Genomic DNA, 17,583 nt, shown 5'->3' with positions numbered 1-17,583 from the left:
GCCAGTCACCCGATGCATATCTGACCCCCCGCATTCGCGAGCAAGCCCGCTCCCACACTGACTGCAATACTGCCCAAAGACCGCGCCGCATCCTGAATCGAGGCATCCAATGACCTGGCAACCCCACATCACCGTCGCCACTATCGTCGAAGACAACGGCCGCTTCCTGATGGTCGAGGAACTCAAGGGCGGCCGCGCCGTGCTCAATCAGCCGGCCGGCCATCTGGACCCGCATGAAACCCTCACCGAAGCCGCCGTGCGCGAAACCCTGGAAGAAACCGGCTGGGACGTCGAAGCCACCGGCATTGTCGGCATCTACCTGTACACCGCACCCAGCAATGGCGTGACGTACCAACGGGTCTGCTTTACCGCCAAGGCGCTGAAACACCACCCGGACTACCAGCTCGATGAAGGCATCGTCCGCGCCCGCTGGCTGACCCGTGAGGAGCTGATGGCCTTGCGCGACGACTGGCGCAGCGAGTTGATCATCCGTTGTATTGATGATTATCTGGCCGGCCAGCGCCATAGCCTCGAATTGATCCGCCCTTCTCTTTAGCCTTGCGGGCGTGAGCCTGTTAGAATCGCGTCCTTTTTCAAGACACCCGTTGAAACCCTATGCGTGATCCAGCCCCTTCTGACACACAAAAGAAGCGCGTCATCGTCGGCATGTCCGGCGGCGTGGATTCTTCCGTTTCCGCCGTTCTGCTCATGGAGCAGGGTTATGAGGTGGAAGGCCTGTTCATGAAGAACTGGGAAGAAGACGATGGAACGGAATATTGCACCGCCATGGACGACCTGGCCGACGCCCAGGCCGTGTGTGACAAGATCGGCATCAAGCTGCACACCGCCAATTTCGCCGCCGAGTACTGGGACAATGTGTTCGAGCACTTCCTGGCCGAATACAAGGCCGGCCGCACGCCGAACCCGGACATCCTGTGTAACCGCGAAATCAAGTTCAAGGCGTTCCTCGACTACGCCATGATCCTCGGCGCCGACCTGATTGCCACTGGCCACTATGTGCGCCGTCGCGATATCGAAGGCCGCACCGAACTACTCAAGGGCCTGGACCCGAACAAGGACCAGAGCTACTTCCTGCACGCCGTGGGCGGCGAACAGATCGCCAAGACCCTGTTCCCGGTCGGCGAGCTGGAAAAACCCGAAGTGCGCAAGATCGCCGAAAAACACGGCCTGGCCACTGCCAAGAAGAAGGACTCCACCGGGATCTGCTTTATCGGCGAGCGCCGCTTCAGCGACTTCCTCAAGCAATACCTGCCGGCACAACCGGGCGAGATCAAAACCACCGACGGTGAAGTGATCGGCCGTCACCATGGCTTGATGTACCACACCATTGGCCAGCGTCAGGGCTTGGGCATCGGCGGCCTTAAAGACGCTGGCGAAGAGCCGTGGTATGTGCTGGTCAAGGACCTGGAAAACAATGTGCTGGTCGTCGGCCAGGGCAACGAACACCCGCTGCTGTTCTCGGGCGCGTTGCTGGCTTCGGAGATCTATTGGGTCAACCCGATCGACCTGAGCACGCCACGCCGCCTGACCGCCAAAGTGCGCTATCGCCAGAGCGACCAGCCCTGCACCCTGGAAAAAACCGCTACCGGCTACCGCGCCACCTTCGATGACCCGCAACGCGCGGTCACACCTGGCCAATCGGTGGTGTTCTATGACGGCGAAATTTGCCTGGGCGGCGGCGTGATTGAAGTCGCCGAAGCCTGGAGCAACCCGGCATGAGCCCGACCCAGGAGCAAGTAACGGCACTCGGCGGGGTTTTCCTCGCCGCCGTGCTGGTCGACAAGATCGCCAAGACCGGCCAGGTGACCGAGGCAGGCCTGACCTGCATGCTCGGCAGCCTGCTGATCCGCGACCCCAAGGACACCCTGGAAGTGTACGGCGGCGACGACCTGGCGCTGCGTGAAGGCTACCGCGCGCTGATCGGCGCCCTGGAACGCGACCCGAGCACCTTGCAACGCGAGCCGTTGCGCTATGCCCTGTCGATGCTCGGCCTTGAGCGGCAACTGGCCAAGCGCGACGACCTGCTCGAAACCATCGGCAAACGCCTGCCGCAGATTCAGTCCCAGGTGGAACACTTCGGCCCGGCCCACGAAAACGTGATTGCCGCCTGTGGTGCGCTGTACCAGGACACCTTGAGCACCTTGCGCCAGCGCATCCAGGTGCACGGCGACATGCGCAACCTGCAGCAACCGAACAACGCCTCGAAAATCCGCGCCCTGCTGCTGGCCGGTATTCGTTCGGCGCGGTTGTGGCGCCAGTTGGGCGGCCATCGCTGGCAGTTGGTAATCAGCCGACGCAAATTGCTCAAAGAGCTTTACCCGTTGATGCGCAACGAATAAGTCGCAGCAACCCGCTTTTTTATAGCCCCACGCGTAATACGCCGGTCAGTTGGCGACGGACCGGCGGAATTTTTCATGTATGATACGCGCCCCATTTCGTTGCCCGACTGTCCGAGAACACCCCATGCAGCTCTCTTCGCTCACTGCGGTTTCCCCTGTTGACGGCCGCTACGCCGGCAAAACCCAGGCCCTGCGCCCTATTTTCAGCGAATACGGCCTGATCCGTGCTCGTGTTCTGGTTGAAGTGCGCTGGCTCCAGCGCCTGGCCGCTCACCCTGCCATCAGCGAAGTGCCGGCGTTTTCCGCCGAAGCCAACGCTGTATTGAATACCCTGGCGGAAAACTTCTCCCTGGAGCACGCCGAGCGTGTGAAAGAGATCGAGCGCACCACCAACCACGACGTCAAAGCCATCGAATACCTGCTCAAAGAGCAAGCGGCCAAGCTGCCGGAACTGGCCCAGGTCAGCGAGTTCATCCACTTTGCCTGCACCAGCGAGGACATCAACAACCTGTCCCACGCCCTGATGCTGCGCGAAGGCCGTGATGATGTGATGCTGCCGCTGATGCGCCAGACCGCCAACGCCATCCGCGAACTGGCGATCCGTTTCGCCGACGTGCCGATGCTGTCGCGCACCCACGGCCAACCGGCCTCGCCGACCACGCTGGGCAAAGAACTGGCCAACGTGGTGTATCGCCTGGAGCGCCAGATCGCTCAAGTCGCGGCCGTACCACTGCTGGGCAAGATCAACGGCGCCGTGGGCAACTACAACGCCCACCTGTCGGCCTACCCGGAAATCGACTGGGAAGAAAACGCCCGCGCCTTCATCGAAGACGAGCTGGGCCTGGGGTTCAATCCCTACACCACGCAGATCGAACCGCACGACTACATCGCCGAGCTGTTCGACGCGATTGCGCGCTTCAACACCATCCTGATCGACTTTGATCGCGATATCTGGGGCTACATTTCCCTGGGCTACTTCAAGCAGCGCACCATCGCCGGTGAAATCGGTTCGTCGACCATGCCGCACAAGGTCAACCCGATCGACTTCGAAAACTCCGAAGGCAACCTCGGTATCGCCAACGCCCTGTTCCAGCACCTGGCCAGCAAGTTGCCGATCTCGCGCTGGCAGCGTGACCTGACCGACTCCACCGTACTGCGCAACCTCGGCGTGGGTTTTGCGCACAGCGTGATCGCGTACGAAGCCAGCCTCAAAGGCATCAGCAAGCTTGAGCTCAACGCGCAAAAAATCGCCGCTGACCTGGATGCCTGCTGGGAAGTGCTGGCTGAGCCGATCCAGACCGTGATGCGTCGCTACAACATCGAAAACCCGTACGAGAAGCTGAAAGAGTTGACGCGCGGCAAGGGCATCAGCCCTGAGGCGCTGCAAACTTTCATCGATGGCCTGGACATGCCAGCCGCTGCCAAGGCCGAGTTGAAACTGCTCACCCCGGCCAACTACATCGGCAACGCGGTAGAGCAAGCCAAGCGCATCTGATCAACGCGCGACCCTTTGAGACGCCCGGCCGCGCCGGGCGTTTTTATTCCTGTCTTAAAAGTGCTTTCTTTCAATAGGTTACACATGAATCCTGATATTCCTCTTCAACTTCTGGGCGGCATCACGGCACGGGAATTCCTGCGCGACTACTGGCAGAAAAAACCGCTGCTGATCCGCCAGGCCATTCCTGATTTCGAAAGCCCGATCGACGCCGACGAACTGGCCGGCCTGGCCCTGGAAGAAGAAGTTGAATCGCGCCTGGTAATCGAGCACGGCGAGCGCCCATGGGAACTGCGCCGCGGCCCGTTTGCCGAAGACGCGTTCAGCACGCTGCCGGAGCGTGAGTGGACCCTGCTGGTGCAGGCCGTCGACCAATTCGTACCCGAAGTCGCCGAATTGCTCGGGCACTTCCGCTTTCTGCCGAGCTGGCGCATCGACGACGTGATGATCAGCTTCGCCGCACCCGGCGGCAGTGTTGGCCCGCACTTCGACAACTACGACGTGTTCCTGCTGCAGGCCCAAGGCAAGCGCAACTGGAAAATCGGCCAGATGTGCAATTCCGAAAGCCCGCTGCTGCAACACGCCGACCTGCGCATCCTGGCGGAATTCGAACAGAGCGAAGAATGGGTGCTGGAACCGGGCGACATGCTTTACCTGCCGCCGCGCCTGGCGCACTTCGGCATTGCCGAAGACGACTGCATGACCTATTCGGTGGGCTTCCGCGCACCAAGCGCTGCCGAAGTGCTGACCCACTTCACTGACTTCCTCAGCCAGTACCTGACCGATGAAGAGCGTTACACCGACGCCGACGCCCAACCGGTCAGCGACCCGCACCAGATTCAAGCGGATGCACTTGACCGCCTCAAAGGCCTGCTGGCCGAGCACATGAGCGACGAGCGCATGCTGCTGACCTGGTTCGGCCAGTTCATGACCGAGCCGCGCTACCCGGAACTGGTCGCCGGCGAAGAATTGGGTGAAGAAGACTTTATCAGTAGCCTGGAAAACGGCGCGATTCTGGTGCGCAACCCGAGCGCGCGCATGGCGTGGTCGGAAGTGGACGACGATGTGCTGCTATTCGCCAGCGGCCAGAGCCGTTACCTGCCAGGCAAACTGCGCGAACTGCTGAAGCTGGTGTGCTCGGCCGACGCCCTGCACAGCGAAAACCTCGGCACCTGGCTGGCCGACGAAGACGGTCGTGACCTGCTGTGCGAACTGGTCAAGCAAGGAAGCCTGGGATTTGCCGATGAATAAGATTCACGTAAGTGTCGCGGACTGGCAAAAGGATATCGCCGAGATACGGCGCATTCGTGAGGCGGTGTTTATCGCTGAACAATCGGTTCCACCAGAGCTGGAGTGGGATGCGGATGACGCCAACGCAATGCATTTTCTTGCATTCGAAGGTGATTTTCCGATTGGCACCGCTCGCCTGCTGCCCAGCGGCGAGATTGGTCGCGTGTCGGTACTCAAGGACTGGCGCGGGCTGAAGGTTGGCGACAAGCTGATGGAAGCCGTGATCGGCGAGGCCGAGAAACGTGGCCAGACCAGGCAGTTCCTGAGTGCGCAGGTGTATGCGGCGCGATTTTATGAGCGACTGGGTTTCAAGATCGTCAGTGACGAGTTCCTGGAGGTCGGGATTCCGCACGTTGATATGGTGCGCGAGGGCTGAGCCGAGACCGAGTCGCTCCCTTCGCGAGCAAGCCCGCTCCCACACTTGACCGAGTAGACCCTTTGGAGCGCGGTCGAATGTGGGAGCGGGCTTGCTCGCGAAGGCAATTTCAGCAACACCCAAAAATGCCCTGCCATGCCAGGGCATTTTGCCGTCTACGATTCAACTTGCGACCTGCCAGGCCGACAAACTGGCACTATCACGCCTAATTGACTCGCAGAGATAACGGACATGTCCCTACGCACCCTGCTCACCGCCCTCCTCTTCACTGCCAGCGCCTGCGCCATGGCCGACACCGAAGTCGTCAACTTGAGCAACCGTACCAGCGCCGACCTGCTGCCCGTCGCGCAAAACTTTATCGGCAAGGACGGCACCGTCAGCGCCTACGGCAACCAACTTATCGTGAACGCCGACCCCGGCAAGATCCAGGACCTGCGTGCGTTGCTGTCGCAACTGGACACACCTGCCAAACGCCTGTTGATCACCGTCGACAGCAACGAAAACAACCAGCAGAACACTGGCGACAGCCAAACCCGCATCATCAGCTACGGCACCGCCAGCCGCGACGGGGGCATCCAGCAGATCCAGGCCAGTGAAGGCGTGCCCGCGCTGATCCAGGTCGGCCAAAGCGTGCCATTGACCACCACGCAGCCTGACGCCTACGGCCGCCCGCAGAACCAGACCCAGTATCGCAACGTCACCCAGGGGTTTTACGTGACTGCCAGCGTCACGGGCGAGACCGTACACCTGGCCATCAGTACTAACCGTGACCGTATGAGCCAGGAACGTCCCGATGTAGTGAATGTGCAAAGTACCGACACAACTGTCAGCGGGCGCCTGGGCGAATGGATCCCACTGGCGGGCATCAATCGCGAAACCCAGGCCGATAAATCCTCTACAACCCGCAGCTACTCTACTCAGGGCCGCGATGACCTGACTTTGCGGGTCAAGGTCGACACCCTGAACTAAAGCACCAAAATCTGACTGGCGAGTCGCATTAGACTAAAGATGTAGTGCTTTAAAAAAAGCACTACAAAACATTTGACGAGCCAAAAAAGCCTGTGCATGATGGCCTCGCTCCCGCTAATCAGGGGCCCTGGCAAGGGCCTTCGGATCGCCGCTCCAAGCTACCCACCTGAGCCGATTCGTGTCTGTACCGCCCACAAGGTGTGTTTGACTTTGGTTGCGACTGGAACGAAGTTGTCCCGAGGGACGGAAGCTAACCAGGTAACCCGGCTACACACTGATGGATCGTACCAAGGCCCACGATGCCCGAAGACCGTTCGCAGTTTGCCCCTACCTGCTCCACTCCTCCTCTCGCAACGCGTTCATCCCGTCGCCTTCCCCGTCGAACCTGACTTGGCCGCCTAAGCTTCTGGTCAGCGAGCAGCCACAACCACGCAGTTAATACGTGGCTGGCAAATGGAATTCTCCACCTAGACCTATGCGACGAGGTTTTTCCCCATGGCACTGACACGCGAACAGCAAATTGCAGCCCTTGAAAAAGACTGGGCTGAAAACCCACGCTGGAAAGGCGTGACCCGCGCTTATTCCGCTGCTGACGTCGTCCGCCTGCGTGGCTCGGTTCAACCTGAGCACACCTTTGCAAAACTCGGCGCCGAGAAGCTGTGGAAGCTGGTCACCCAGGGTGCCAAGCCGTCCTTCCGTCCCGAAAAAGATTTTGTCAACTGCATGGGCGCCCTCACTGGCGGCCAGGCAGTTCAACAGGTAAAAGCCGGCATCCAGGCGATCTACCTGTCCGGCTGGCAAGTGGCTGCGGACAACAACTCTGCAGAATCCATGTACCCCGACCAATCGCTGTACCCGGTGGACTCCGTGCCAACCGTGGTCAAGCGCATCAACAACTCGTTCCGCCGCGCCGACCAGATCCAGTGGAAAGCCGGTAAAGGCCCGGGCGACGAAGGCTACATCGACTACTTCGCACCCATCGTGGCTGACGCCGAAGCGGGTTTCGGCGGCGTACTCAACGCCTACGAACTGATGAAGAGCATGATCGAGGCAGGCGCTGCCGGCGTGCACTTCGAAGACCAGCTTGCGTCAGTGAAAAAATGCGGCCACATGGGCGGCAAGGTACTGGTTCCAACCCAGGAAGCCGTACAAAAGCTGACCGCAGCACGCTTGGCCGCTGACGTTGCCGGCACGCCGACCATCATCCTGGCGCGTACCGATGCCAACGCGGCGGACTTGCTGACCTCGGATTGCGACCCGTACGACCAGCCGTTCGTGACTGGCGAACGTACCCAGGAAGGTTTCTATAAAGTGCGCGCCGGTCTCGACCAGGCGATCGCCCGTGGCCTGGCCTACGCGCCGTACGCTGACCTGATCTGGTGCGAAACCGCCAAGCCGGACCTGGACGAAGCGCGCCGCTTTGCTGAGGCGATCAAGAAGGAATACCCGGACCAACTGCTGTCCTACAACTGCTCGCCTTCTTTCAACTGGAAGAAGAACCTGGACGACGCGACCATCGCCAAGTTCCAGCGCGAACTGTCGGCCATGGGCTACAAGCACCAGTTCATCACCCTGGCCGGCATTCACAACATGTGGCACAGCATGTTCAACCTGGCGCACGACTACGCCCGCAACGACATGACCGCCTACGTGAAACTGCAGGAGCAAGAGTTCGCTGACGCCGCCAAGGGTTACACCTTTGTGGCGCACCAGCAGGAAGTGGGCACCGGCTACTTCGACGACATGACCACCGTGATCCAGGGCGGCACCTCGTCCGTGACCGCACTGACCGGCTCGACCGAAGAAGAGCAGTTTCACTAAGTAGCGAGTACACGGCCAGTGCGGCCCCACGGAAGACCTAACCGCACTGCCGCTTGATCTGACGCCCCGACTGGTTCGGGGCGTTTTTTTGCCCGAAAGAAAATCTCCCTGACACAAAGGAGATCAAAAATGTGGAATCGTCGCACCGCCGCTCCCACAGGGGAATGCATATAGCCTCAGCAGTTTTTTTGCGCAAAACATTGACCTGGAGCGGTATTTGCCGGAATCAAATCGGTTAAAAGATCCCCTCCAGCAACTAGCAGCAACCCAGCAAGTAACAACAACTTCCCGCGCCACACGAGAAACATTCGCTTAAACCCCGCGCAAACAATATTCATTATCATTTAGCCCATGAAAACTTCTTTACAGCTTAAACAAAACACATTTGATTAAATGCCCGCTAATGCCCGGCCCACAAGGGCTACAGCCCCAAGAAGGTGCACTATGTGCTTATTCCATCGAATAATTTCGCTATCGGAATTTTACTTGCCCGGTGTTTAGCCATAAAATCACCGCGATTGATTGCGCTGCGACATATCGTCACTGCATCGTTACTTTTTCGAGCTCAGAGACCTTTGCTCTCTGTTAAGGATTTCCAGCATGACCGAAGCGACAGGACTCATGGCCCACAACTGGGGCTTTGCCATTTTCCTCCTCGGTGTTGTCGGCCTTTGTGCCTTCATGCTCGGCGTCTCCAGCCTCCTCGGGTCAAAAGCCTGGGGCCGCAGCAAAAATGAACCGTTCGAGTCCGGCATGCTGCCTACAGGTGGCGCCCGCTTGCGGCTCTCAGCCAAATTCTATCTGGTCGCGATGCTGTTCGTGATCTTCGATATCGAAGCCCTCTTTCTCTTTGCCTGGTCTGTGTCCGTCCGCGAAAGCGGCTGGACCGGATTCGTCGAAGCCCTCGTTTTCATAGCAATTCTGTTGGCAGGCCTTGTCTACCTATTCCGAGTGGGCGCCCTTGACTGGGCTCCGGAAGCTCGTCGTAAGCGGCAAGCGAAGCTGAAACAATGAGGCTTTGGCGATGCAATACAATCTCACCAGGATCGACCCGGATGCTCCTAACGATCAGTACCCTATCGGCGAACGGGAAACCGTTTCCGATCCGTTAGAAGATCAAGTCCACAAAAACATCTACATGGGCAAACTCGAAGACGTGCTGAGTGGCGCGGTCAACTGGGGGCGTAAAAACTCCCTGTGGCCGTACAACTTCGGCCTTTCGTGCTGCTACGTGGAAATGACCACCGCCTTCACGGCGCCCCACGACATCGCGCGCTTTGGCGCCGAAGTTATCCGGGCATCACCACGCCAGGCGGATTTCATGGTTATCGCCGGCACCTGCTTTATCAAGATGGCGCCGATCATTCAGCGTCTCTACGAGCAAATGCTCGAGCCAAAGTGGGTTATCTCCATGGGTTCGTGCGCCAACTCCGGTGGCATGTACGACATCTACTCCGTCGTTCAAGGGGTGGACAAGTTCCTGCCCGTGGACGTCTACGTGCCTGGCTGCCCGCCCCGCCCTGAAGCTTTTCTGCAAGGCTTGATGCTGTTGCAGGAGTCGATTGGCAAGGAGCGTCGTCCGCTTTCCTGGGTTGTCGGTGATCAAGGCGTTTATCGCGCCGAGATGCCGTCACAAAAGGAACAGCGCCGCGAACAGCGAATTGCAGTCACCAACCTGCGCAGCCCCGACGAAGTCTGATCCAGCCCGCTTCTTTTATAGAACGAACACCTGGCTTCATTCTTTACGTTGACCGAAAGCGATAAAAAACCATGACTACAGGCAGTGCTCGACGCATCCCGCCTTATAAGGCAGACGACCAGGATGTGGTTGTCGAACTCAATAACCGTTTTGGCCCTGACGCCTTCACCGCCCAGGCCACACGCACCGGTATGCCGGTGCTGTGGGTGGCGCGCGCCAAGCTCGTCGAAGTCCTGAGCTTCCTGCGCAACCTGCCCAAGCCGTACGTCATGCTCTATGACCTGCATGGCGTGGACGAGCGTCTGCGCACCAAGCGTCAAGGCTTGCCGAGCGGTGCCGATTTCACCGTGTTCTACCACTTGATGTCGCTGGAACGTAACAGCGACGTGATGATCAAGGTCGCCCTCTCTGAAAGCGACCTGAGCGTCCCGACCGTTACCGGTATCTGGCCGAATGCCAGCTGGTACGAGCGTGAAGTCTGGGACATGTTCGGTATCGACTTCCCGGGCCACCCGCACCTGACGCGCATCATGATGCCGCCGACCTGGGAAGGTCACCCGCTGCGCAAGGACTTCCCGGCGCGCGCCACCGAATTCGACCCGTTCAGCCTCAACCTCGCCAAGCAACAGCTTGAAGAAGAGGCTGCACGCTTCCGTCCGGAAGACTGGGGCATGAAGCGCTCCGGCACCAACGAGGACTACATGTTCCTCAACCTGGGCCCGAACCACCCTTCGGCTCACGGTGCCTTCCGTATCATCCTGCAACTGGACGGCGAAGAAATCGTCGACTGCGTGCCGGACATCGGCTACCACCACCGTGGTGCCGAGAAGATGGCCGAGCGTCAGTCCTGGCACAGCTTCATCCCGTACACCGACCGTATCGACTACCTCGGCGGCGTGATGAACAACCTGCCGTACGTGCTCTCGGTCGAGAAGCTGGCCGGTATCAAGGTGCCGGACCGCGTCGACACCATCCGCATCATGATGGCCGAGTTCTTCCGGATCACCAGCCACCTGCTGTTCCTGGGTACTTATATCCAGGACGTTGGCGCCATGACCCCGGTGTTCTTCACCTTCACCGACCGTCAGCGCGCCTACAAGGTTATCGAAGCCATTACCGGTTTCCGTCTGCACCCGGCCTGGTATCGCATCGGCGGCGTGGCCCACGACCTGCCGAACGGCTGGGAGCGGCTGGTCAAGGAATTCATCGACTGGATGCCCAAGCGTCTGGACGAGTATCAAAAGGCTGCGCTGGACAACAGCATCCTCAAGGGCCGTACCATTGGCGTCGCCGCCTACAACACCAAAGAGGCCCTGGAATGGGGCGTCACCGGTGCCGGCCTGCGTTCGACCGGTTGCGATTTCGACCTGCGTAAAGCACGTCCGTATTCCGGCTACGAGAACTTCGAATTCGAGATTCCGACGGCCGCGAATGGCGATGCCTATGACCGCTGCATCGTGCGTGTCGAAGAAATGCGCCAGAGCCTGAAGATCATCGAGCAGTGCATGCGCAACATGCCGGCCGGCCCGTACAAGGCGGATCACCCGCTGACCACGCCGCCGCCTAAAGAGCGCACGCTGCAGCACATCGAAACCCTGATCACGCACTTCCTGCAAGTTTCGTGGGGCCCGGTGATGCCGGCCAACGAATCCTTCCAGATGATTGAAGCGACCAAGGGTATCAACAGTTATTACCTGACGAGCGATGGCGGCACCATGAGCTACCGCACCCGTATTCGCACCCCAAGCTTCCCGCACTTGCAGCAGATCCCTTCGGTGATCAAAGGCGAGATGGTCGCGGACTTGATTGCGTACCTGGGTAGTATCGATTTCGTTATGGCCGACGTGGACCGCTAAGCATGAACAGCACGCTTATCCAAACAGATCGTTTCACCTTGAGTGAAACCGAGCGCTCGGCCATCGAGCACGAGCTGCATCACTACGAAGACCCGCGCGCGGCGTCGATCGAAGCCTTGAAGATCGTCCAGAAGGAACGTGGCTGGGTGCCGGACGGCGCCCTCTACGCCATCGGCGAACTGCTCGGCATCCCCGCCAGCGACGTTGAAGGCGTGGCGACGTTCTACAGCCAGATCTTCCGTCAGCCGGTCGGCCGCCACATCATTCGCGTGTGCGACAGCATGGTCTGCTACATCGGTGGCCACGAGTCGGTGGTCAGCGAGATCCAGAACAAGCTGGGCATTGGCCTGGGCCAAACCACTGCGGACGGGCGCTTCACGCTGCTGCCGGTGTGCTGCCTGGGCAACTGCGACAAGGCGCCGGCGTTGATGATCGACGACGACACATTCGGTGACGTGCAGCCTGCTGGCGTCACCCAATTGCTTGAGGGCTACCCATGACCCTTACATCTTTCGGCCCGGCCAACCTGATCAAGCGTTCGCCTGAAACTCATCCACTGACCTGGCGTCTGCGTGACGATGGCGAGGCGGTATGGCTTGACGAGTACCAGGCCAAGAACGGTTACGCGGCGGCGCGCAAAGCCTTCGCCGACATGGCCCAGGACGATATCGTCCAGACCGTCAAAGACGCCGGCCTTAAAGGCCGCGGCGGCGCAGGCTTCCCCACCGGTGTTAAGTGGGGCCTGATGCCCAAAGACGAATCCATCAACATCCGTTACCTGCTGTGCAACGCGGACGAGATGGAGCCGAACACCTGGAAAGACCGCATGCTGATGGAGCAACTGCCCCATCTGCTGATCGAAGGCATGCTGATCAGCGCCCGTGCGCTGAAAACCTACCGGGGCTACATCTTCCTGCGTGGCGAATACACCACCGCCGCCAAGCACCTCAACCGTGCCGTGGAAGAAGCCAAGGCCGCAGGCCTGTTGGGCAAGAACATCCTCGGTTCGGGTTTTGACTTCGAACTGTTCGTACACACCGGCGCCGGGCGTTATATCTGCGGTGAAGAAACCGCACTGATCAACTCCCTCGAAGGCCGCCGTGCCAACCCACGCTCCAAGCCGCCCTTCCCTGCCGCCGTGGGCGTGTGGGGCAAGCCGACTTGCGTGAACAACGTTGAAACCCTGTGCAACGTGCCGGCGATCATCGCCGACGGCGTTGACTGGTACAAATCGTTGGCCCGTGAAGGCAGTGAAGACATGGGCACCAAGCTCATGGGCTTCTCCGGCAAGGTCAAGAACCCTGGCCTGTGGGAGCTGCCGTTCGGCGTCACCGCACGCGAGCTGTTCGAGGATTACGCCGGCGGCATGCGCGACGGCTACACCTTGAAAGCCTGGCAGCCAGGCGGTGCCGGTACCGGCTTCCTGCTCCCTGAGCACCTCGACGCACAAATGTATGCCGGCGGCATCGGCAAAGTCGGCACCCGTATGGGCACTGGCCTGGCGATGGCGGTCGACAACACGGTGAACATGGTCTCGCTGCTGCGCAACATGGAGCAGTTCTTCTCCCGCGAATCCTGCGGTTTCTGTACCCCGTGCCGTGATGGTTTGCCATGGAGCGTCAAGCTCTTGATGGCGATCGAGAAAGGTGAAGGCCAGCCAGGCGACATCGAGACCCTGCTGGGTCTGGTCGGTTTCCTCGGCCCAGGCAAGACCTTCTGTGCTCACGCACCGGGCGCCGTGGAGCCATTGGGCAGCGCCATCAAATACTTCCGTTCGGAGTTCGAAGCCGGCATCGCGCCTACCAGCGCCGCCGTCCCGCCTCTGGCAAGGCCGATCGTAGTCGGCGCATAACGCTTTAAAGGGCGAAGGGTCCGTGCCCTTCGCCTTCTCATGGGCTGACGCCGTAAAGGCTGTGTTGATGCCCATGAATAACAAGATTCCATTAGCCACGCCCGCTGACAACGGGCCAACGAAGAACTTTGAACCATGGCCACTATCCACGTAGACGGCAAAGCGCTCGAAGTCGATGGGGCAGACAACCTGTTACAGGCATGTCTCTCACTAGGCCTCGACATCCCGTATTTCTGCTGGCACCCCGCGCTCGGTAGCGTCGGTGCCTGTCGCCAGTGTGCGGTCAAGCAGTACACCGACGAGAACGACACCCGTGGTCGTATCGTCATGTCCTGCATGACCCCAGCCACCGACAACACCTGGATTTCCATCGAAGATGAAGAATCCAAGGCGTTCCGCGCCAGTGTGGTCGAATGGCTGATGACCAACCACCCGCACGACTGCCCGGTCTGTGAGGAAGGCGGTCACTGCCACCTGCAAGACATGACGGTGATGACCGGCCACAACGAGCGCCGTTATCGCTTCACCAAACGTACCCACCAGAATCAGGACCTCGGCCCGTTCATTTCCCACGAAATGAACCGCTGCATCGCCTGCTACCGTTGCGTGCGTTTCTATAAAGACTACGCCGGCGGCACCGACCTGGGCGTCTTCGGCGCCCACGACAACGTGTACTTCGGTCGCGTTGAAGACGGCGTGCTCGAAAGCGAGTTCTCCGGCAACCTCACCGAGGTCTGTCCGACCGGTGTGTTCACCGACAAGACCCACTCCGAGCGCTACAACCGTAAGTGGGACATGCAGTTCTCGCCGAGCATCTGCCATGGCTGCTCCAGCGGTTGCAACATCTCCCCGGGCGAGCGCTACGGTGAGCTGCGTCGGATCGAAAACCGCTTCAACGGTTCGGTCAACCAGTACTTCCTGTGCGACCGTGGCCGTTTCGGCTACGGCTACGTCAACCGCGAAGACCGCCCACGCCAGCCGCTGTTGGCCGGTGGCGCCAAGCTGAGCCTGGACGACGCGCTGGATAAAGCCGCCGACCTGCTGCGCGGCCGCAACATCGTCGGTATCGGTTCGCCGCGTGCCAGCCTCGAAAGCAACTACGCGTTGCGCGAACTGGTGGGTGCCGAGCACTTCTACTCCGGTATCGAAGCCGGTGAATTGGAGCGCATCCGCCTGGTCCTGCAAGTGCTGAACGACAGCCCGCTGCCAGTTCCGAACATGCGCGACATCGAAGACCACGACGCGATCTTCGTCCTCGGTGAAGACCTGACCCAGACCGCCGCGCGTATTGCGCTGTCGTTGCGCCAGTCGGTCAAAGGCAAGGCTGAAGACATGGCCGACGCCATGCGCGTTCAGCCTTGGCTCGACGCCGCGGTAAAAAACATCGGCCAGCACGCGCTGAACCCGCTGTTTATCGCGAGCCTGGCTGAAACCAAGCTCGACGATATTGCCGAAGAATGCGTTCACGCAGCGCCGGATGATCTGGCCCGCATCGGATTCGCCGTAGCCCACGCCCTCGACGCCAGCGCGCCTGCCGTCGAAGGCCTGGACGCTGAAGCCGTTGAACTGGCCCAGCGCATCGCCGACGCCCTGCTCGCGGCCAAGCGCCCATTGATCATTGCCGGCACCTCGTTGGGTTCCAAGGCACTGATTGAGGCTGCTGCGAATATCGCGAAGGCCTTGAAGCTGCGCGACAAGAACGGTTCCATCAGCCTGGTCGTGCCGGAAGCCAACAGCCTCGGCCTGGCCATGCTCGGTGGCGAGTCTCTGGACGCTGCCCTGCAAGCCGTGATCGACGGCAATGCTGACGCCATCGTGGTACTGGAAAACGACCTGTACACCCGCACCGATGCTGCCAAGGTTGACGCAGCATTGGACGCTGCCAAGGTCCTGATCGTGGCCGACCACCAGAAGACCGCCACCAGCGAGCGTGCGAACCTGGTATTGCCAGCCGCCACCTTCGCCGAAGGCGACGGTACCCTGGTCAGCCAGGAAGGCCGCGCCCAGCGCTTCTTCCAGGTGTTCGATCCGAAGTACATGGACGCCAGCATCCTGGTTCACGAAGGCTGGCGCTGGCTGCATGCCCTGCGCGCGACCTTGCTGAACCAGCCGATCGACTGGACCCAGCTCGACCACGTAACGGCTGCCGCCGCCGCAAGCGCGCCGCAATTGGCCCGTATCGTCGACGCTGCACCGTCCGCCTCGTTCCGCATCAAGGGCATGAAGCTGGCCCGTGAACCGCTGCGTTACTCCGGCCGTACGGCCATGCGCGCCGACATCAGCGTGCACGAGCCGCGTACCCCACAAGACCCGGATACCGCGTTTGCCTTCTCCATGGAAGGTTACTCGGGCTCGGTCGAGCCACGTCAGCAGGTGCCATTTGCCTGGTCGCCGGGCTGGAACTCGCCGCAAGCCTGGAACAAATTCCAGGACGAAGTCGGTGGTCACATCCGCGCTGGCGACCCAGGCACCCGCCTGATCGAAAGCACCGGTGACGCGCTGAACTGGTTCGCTGCCGTACCGCGTCCATTCAACCCGGCTCAGGGTACCTGGCAGGTTGTGCCGTTCTTCCACCTGTTCGGCAGCGAAGAGACCTCTTCCAAAGCCGCGCCGGTGCAAAGTCGCATTCCTGAAGCCTACGTGTCGGTAGCCAAGTCCGAAGCCGACCGCCTGGGCGTCAACGACGGTGCCCTGCTCAGCCTGAACGTGGCCGGCAAGACCCTGCGTCTGCCGCTGCGTATCAACGATGAGTTGGGTGCCGGCCTGGTTGCACTGCCTAAAGGCCTTGCCGGTATTCCACCTGCGATCTTTGGCAAAACCGTTGACGGTCTGCAGGAGGCAGCGCAATGACTTGGTTCACGCCGGAAGTAATTGACGTGATCATTTCGGTGGTCAAGGCCATCGTGATCCTGTTGGCCGTGGTCGTGGCGGGCGCCCTGCTCAGCTTCGTCGAACGTCGCCTGCTGGGCTGGTGGCAGGACCGTTACGGTCCGAACCGCGTTGGCCCATTCGGCATGTTCCAGATCGCCGCCGACATGCTGAAAATGTTCTTCAAGGAAGACTGGACCCCGCCGTTTGCCGACAAGGTGATCTTCACCCTGGCACCGGTCGTGGCCATGAGCGCCTTGCTGATCGCTTTCGCGATCATCCCGATCACCCCGACCTGGGGCGTGGCGGACCTGAACATCGGCTTGCTGTTCTTCTTCGCCATGGCCGGCTTGTCGGTTTACGCGGTGCTGTTCGCCGGTTGGTCGAGTAACAACAAGTTCGCCCTGTTGGGCAGCTTGCGGGCCTCGGCCCAGACCGTATCCTACGAAGTGTTCATGGGCCTCGCGCTGATGGGCATCGTGGTGCAGGTCGGCTCATTCAACATGCGCGACATCGTCGAGTACCAGGCGCAGAACCTGTGGTTCATCATTCCGCAGTTCTTCGGCTTCTGCACCTTCTTCATTGCTGGCGTCGCCGTGACTCACCGTCACCCGTTCGACCAGCCGGAAGCGGAACAGGAACTGGCTGACGGTTACCACATTGAATACGCCGGCATGAAATGGGGCATGTTCTTCGTTGGTGAGTACATCGGCATCATCTTGATCTCGGCCCTGCTGGTCACGCTGTTCTTCGGCGGCTGGCACGGTCCGTTCGGCATCCTGCCGCAGTTGGCGTTCTTCTGGTTCTTCCTGAAGACCGCGTTCTTCATCATGTTGTTTATCCTGCTGCGCGCTTCCATTCCGCGTCCACGATACGACCAGGTGATGGATTTCAGCTGGCGCTTCTGCCTGCCGCTGACCCTGATCAATTTGCTGGTGACGGCTGCCGTTGTGTTGTTGAACACGCCAGCCGGCGCGGTTCAGTGAGGATTTGACCC

At 60.3% G+C, this 17,583-nt stretch carries 15 protein-coding genes; all 15 read left to right on the top strand.

Going from position 1 to position 17,583, the window contains the following annotated elements; all coding sequences use genetic code 11:
• Nucleotides 1–109: 109 nt before the first annotated feature.
• Entirely contained in the window at nt 110–556 is a 447-nt protein-coding gene (locus tag ACTD9P_RS14180; RefSeq protein ID WP_438868147.1) for an NUDIX hydrolase, read from the top strand.
• Between the two features lie 59 nt (nt 557–615).
• Nucleotides 616–1,740 carry a tRNA 2-thiouridine(34) synthase MnmA gene (mnmA, locus tag ACTD9P_RS14175; RefSeq protein ID WP_438868146.1) on the top strand — a complete coding sequence of 375 codons (1,125 nt, stop codon included), beginning with the start codon at nt 616–618 and terminating at the stop codon, nt 1,738–1,740.
• Entirely contained in the window at nt 1,737–2,360 is a 624-nt protein-coding gene (gene hflD / locus ACTD9P_RS14170; RefSeq protein ID WP_438868145.1) for a high frequency lysogenization protein HflD, read from the top strand. Before mnmA ends, hflD begins: the two co-directional genes overlap by 4 nt.
• A 124-nt stretch (nt 2,361–2,484) precedes the next feature.
• Nucleotides 2,485–3,855 (top strand): adenylosuccinate lyase, encoded by a 1,371-nt coding sequence (gene purB, locus ACTD9P_RS14165; protein ID WP_017737156.1) that lies wholly within the window; start codon nt 2,485–2,487, stop codon nt 3,853–3,855.
• A gap of 84 nt (nt 3,856–3,939) precedes the next feature.
• Nucleotides 3,940–5,106 (top strand): ribosomal protein uL16 3-hydroxylase, encoded by a 1,167-nt coding sequence (locus ACTD9P_RS14160; protein ID WP_017137512.1) that lies wholly within the window; start codon nt 3,940–3,942, stop codon nt 5,104–5,106.
• Nucleotides 5,099–5,521 (top strand): GNAT family N-acetyltransferase, encoded by a 423-nt coding sequence (locus ACTD9P_RS14155; RefSeq protein WP_438868144.1) that lies wholly within the window; start codon nt 5,099–5,101, stop codon nt 5,519–5,521. Before ACTD9P_RS14160 ends, ACTD9P_RS14155 begins: the two co-directional genes overlap by 8 nt.
• 231 nt (nt 5,522–5,752) lie before the next feature.
• The gene (locus ACTD9P_RS14150) at nt 5,753–6,490 is read left to right on the top strand and encodes a secretin N-terminal domain-containing protein (protein WP_200431835.1); all 738 of its coding nucleotides are present in this window, start codon (nt 5,753–5,755) and stop codon (nt 6,488–6,490) included.
• Between the two features lie 495 nt (nt 6,491–6,985).
• The gene (gene aceA / locus ACTD9P_RS14145) at nt 6,986–8,311 is read left to right on the top strand and encodes an isocitrate lyase (RefSeq protein WP_003219577.1); all 1,326 of its coding nucleotides are present in this window, start codon (nt 6,986–6,988) and stop codon (nt 8,309–8,311) included.
• Nucleotides 8,312–8,911: 600 nt separating this feature from the next.
• Nucleotides 8,912–9,325, top strand: coding sequence for an NADH-quinone oxidoreductase subunit A (locus ACTD9P_RS14140; protein ID WP_003219575.1), 414 nt, complete (start codon nt 8,912–8,914; stop codon nt 9,323–9,325).
• Nucleotides 9,326–9,335: 10 nt separating this feature from the next.
• On the top strand, nt 9,336–10,010 hold the full coding sequence (locus ACTD9P_RS14135; RefSeq protein ID WP_012724951.1) for a NuoB/complex I 20 kDa subunit family protein: 675 nt from the start codon (nt 9,336–9,338) through the stop codon (nt 10,008–10,010).
• 71 nt (nt 10,011–10,081) lie between these two features.
• On the top strand, nt 10,082–11,866 hold the full coding sequence (gene nuoC / locus ACTD9P_RS14130; RefSeq protein WP_438868143.1) for an NADH-quinone oxidoreductase subunit C/D: 1,785 nt from the start codon (nt 10,082–10,084) through the stop codon (nt 11,864–11,866).
• Between the two features lie 2 nt (nt 11,867–11,868).
• Nucleotides 11,869–12,366, top strand: coding sequence for an NADH-quinone oxidoreductase subunit NuoE (nuoE, locus tag ACTD9P_RS14125; protein ID WP_138814944.1), 498 nt, complete (start codon nt 11,869–11,871; stop codon nt 12,364–12,366).
• Nucleotides 12,363–13,718 carry an NADH-quinone oxidoreductase subunit NuoF gene (gene nuoF, locus ACTD9P_RS14120; protein WP_438868141.1) on the top strand — a complete coding sequence of 452 codons (1,356 nt, stop codon included), beginning with the start codon at nt 12,363–12,365 and terminating at the stop codon, nt 13,716–13,718. The genes nuoE and nuoF overlap by 4 nt, the downstream gene beginning before the upstream one ends.
• Before the next feature lie 135 nt (nt 13,719–13,853).
• Nucleotides 13,854–16,568 carry an NADH-quinone oxidoreductase subunit NuoG gene (nuoG, locus tag ACTD9P_RS14115; RefSeq protein WP_438868140.1) on the top strand — a complete coding sequence of 905 codons (2,715 nt, stop codon included), beginning with the start codon at nt 13,854–13,856 and terminating at the stop codon, nt 16,566–16,568.
• The gene (gene nuoH, locus ACTD9P_RS14110; protein ID WP_017137518.1) at nt 16,565–17,572 is read left to right on the top strand and encodes an NADH-quinone oxidoreductase subunit NuoH; all 1,008 of its coding nucleotides are present in this window, start codon (nt 16,565–16,567) and stop codon (nt 17,570–17,572) included. The genes nuoG and nuoH overlap by 4 nt, the downstream gene beginning before the upstream one ends.
• Nucleotides 17,573–17,583 lie beyond the last annotated feature (11 nt).

This window comes from Pseudomonas onubensis (assembly GCF_965653655.1).
Lineage (GTDB): Bacteria > Pseudomonadota > Gammaproteobacteria > Pseudomonadales > Pseudomonadaceae > Aquipseudomonas.
Note: the sequence above shows the minus strand (reverse complement) of the source record. Positions and strands in the feature narration are given on the sequence as shown.

What these genes read in the sequence shown, in the direction of transcription:
- hflD (WP_438868145.1), top strand. Translation starts at nt 1,737, where the DNA reads ATGAGCCCGACCCAGGAGCAAGTAACGGCACTCGGCGGGGTTTTCCTC.
- ACTD9P_RS14150 (WP_200431835.1), top strand. Translation starts at nt 5,753, where the DNA reads ATGTCCCTACGCACCCTGCTCACCGCCCTCCTCTTCACTGCCAGCGCC.
- nuoG (WP_438868140.1), top strand. Translation starts at nt 13,854, where the DNA reads ATGGCCACTATCCACGTAGACGGCAAAGCGCTCGAAGTCGATGGGGCA.
- purB (WP_017737156.1), top strand. Translation starts at nt 2,485, where the DNA reads ATGCAGCTCTCTTCGCTCACTGCGGTTTCCCCTGTTGACGGCCGCTAC.
- ACTD9P_RS14160 (WP_017137512.1), top strand. Translation starts at nt 3,940, where the DNA reads ATGAATCCTGATATTCCTCTTCAACTTCTGGGCGGCATCACGGCACGG.
- mnmA (WP_438868146.1), top strand. Translation starts at nt 616, where the DNA reads ATGCGTGATCCAGCCCCTTCTGACACACAAAAGAAGCGCGTCATCGTC.
- ACTD9P_RS14140 (WP_003219575.1), top strand. Translation starts at nt 8,912, where the DNA reads ATGACCGAAGCGACAGGACTCATGGCCCACAACTGGGGCTTTGCCATT.
- nuoF (WP_438868141.1), top strand. Translation starts at nt 12,363, where the DNA reads ATGACCCTTACATCTTTCGGCCCGGCCAACCTGATCAAGCGTTCGCCT.
- nuoE (WP_138814944.1), top strand. Translation starts at nt 11,869, where the DNA reads ATGAACAGCACGCTTATCCAAACAGATCGTTTCACCTTGAGTGAAACC.
- ACTD9P_RS14135 (WP_012724951.1), top strand. Translation starts at nt 9,336, where the DNA reads ATGCAATACAATCTCACCAGGATCGACCCGGATGCTCCTAACGATCAG.
- nuoH (WP_017137518.1), top strand. Translation starts at nt 16,565, where the DNA reads ATGACTTGGTTCACGCCGGAAGTAATTGACGTGATCATTTCGGTGGTC.
- nuoC (WP_438868143.1), top strand. Translation starts at nt 10,082, where the DNA reads ATGACTACAGGCAGTGCTCGACGCATCCCGCCTTATAAGGCAGACGAC.
- aceA (WP_003219577.1), top strand. Translation starts at nt 6,986, where the DNA reads ATGGCACTGACACGCGAACAGCAAATTGCAGCCCTTGAAAAAGACTGG.
- ACTD9P_RS14155 (WP_438868144.1), top strand. Translation starts at nt 5,099, where the DNA reads ATGAATAAGATTCACGTAAGTGTCGCGGACTGGCAAAAGGATATCGCC.
- ACTD9P_RS14180 (WP_438868147.1), top strand. Translation starts at nt 110, where the DNA reads ATGACCTGGCAACCCCACATCACCGTCGCCACTATCGTCGAAGACAAC.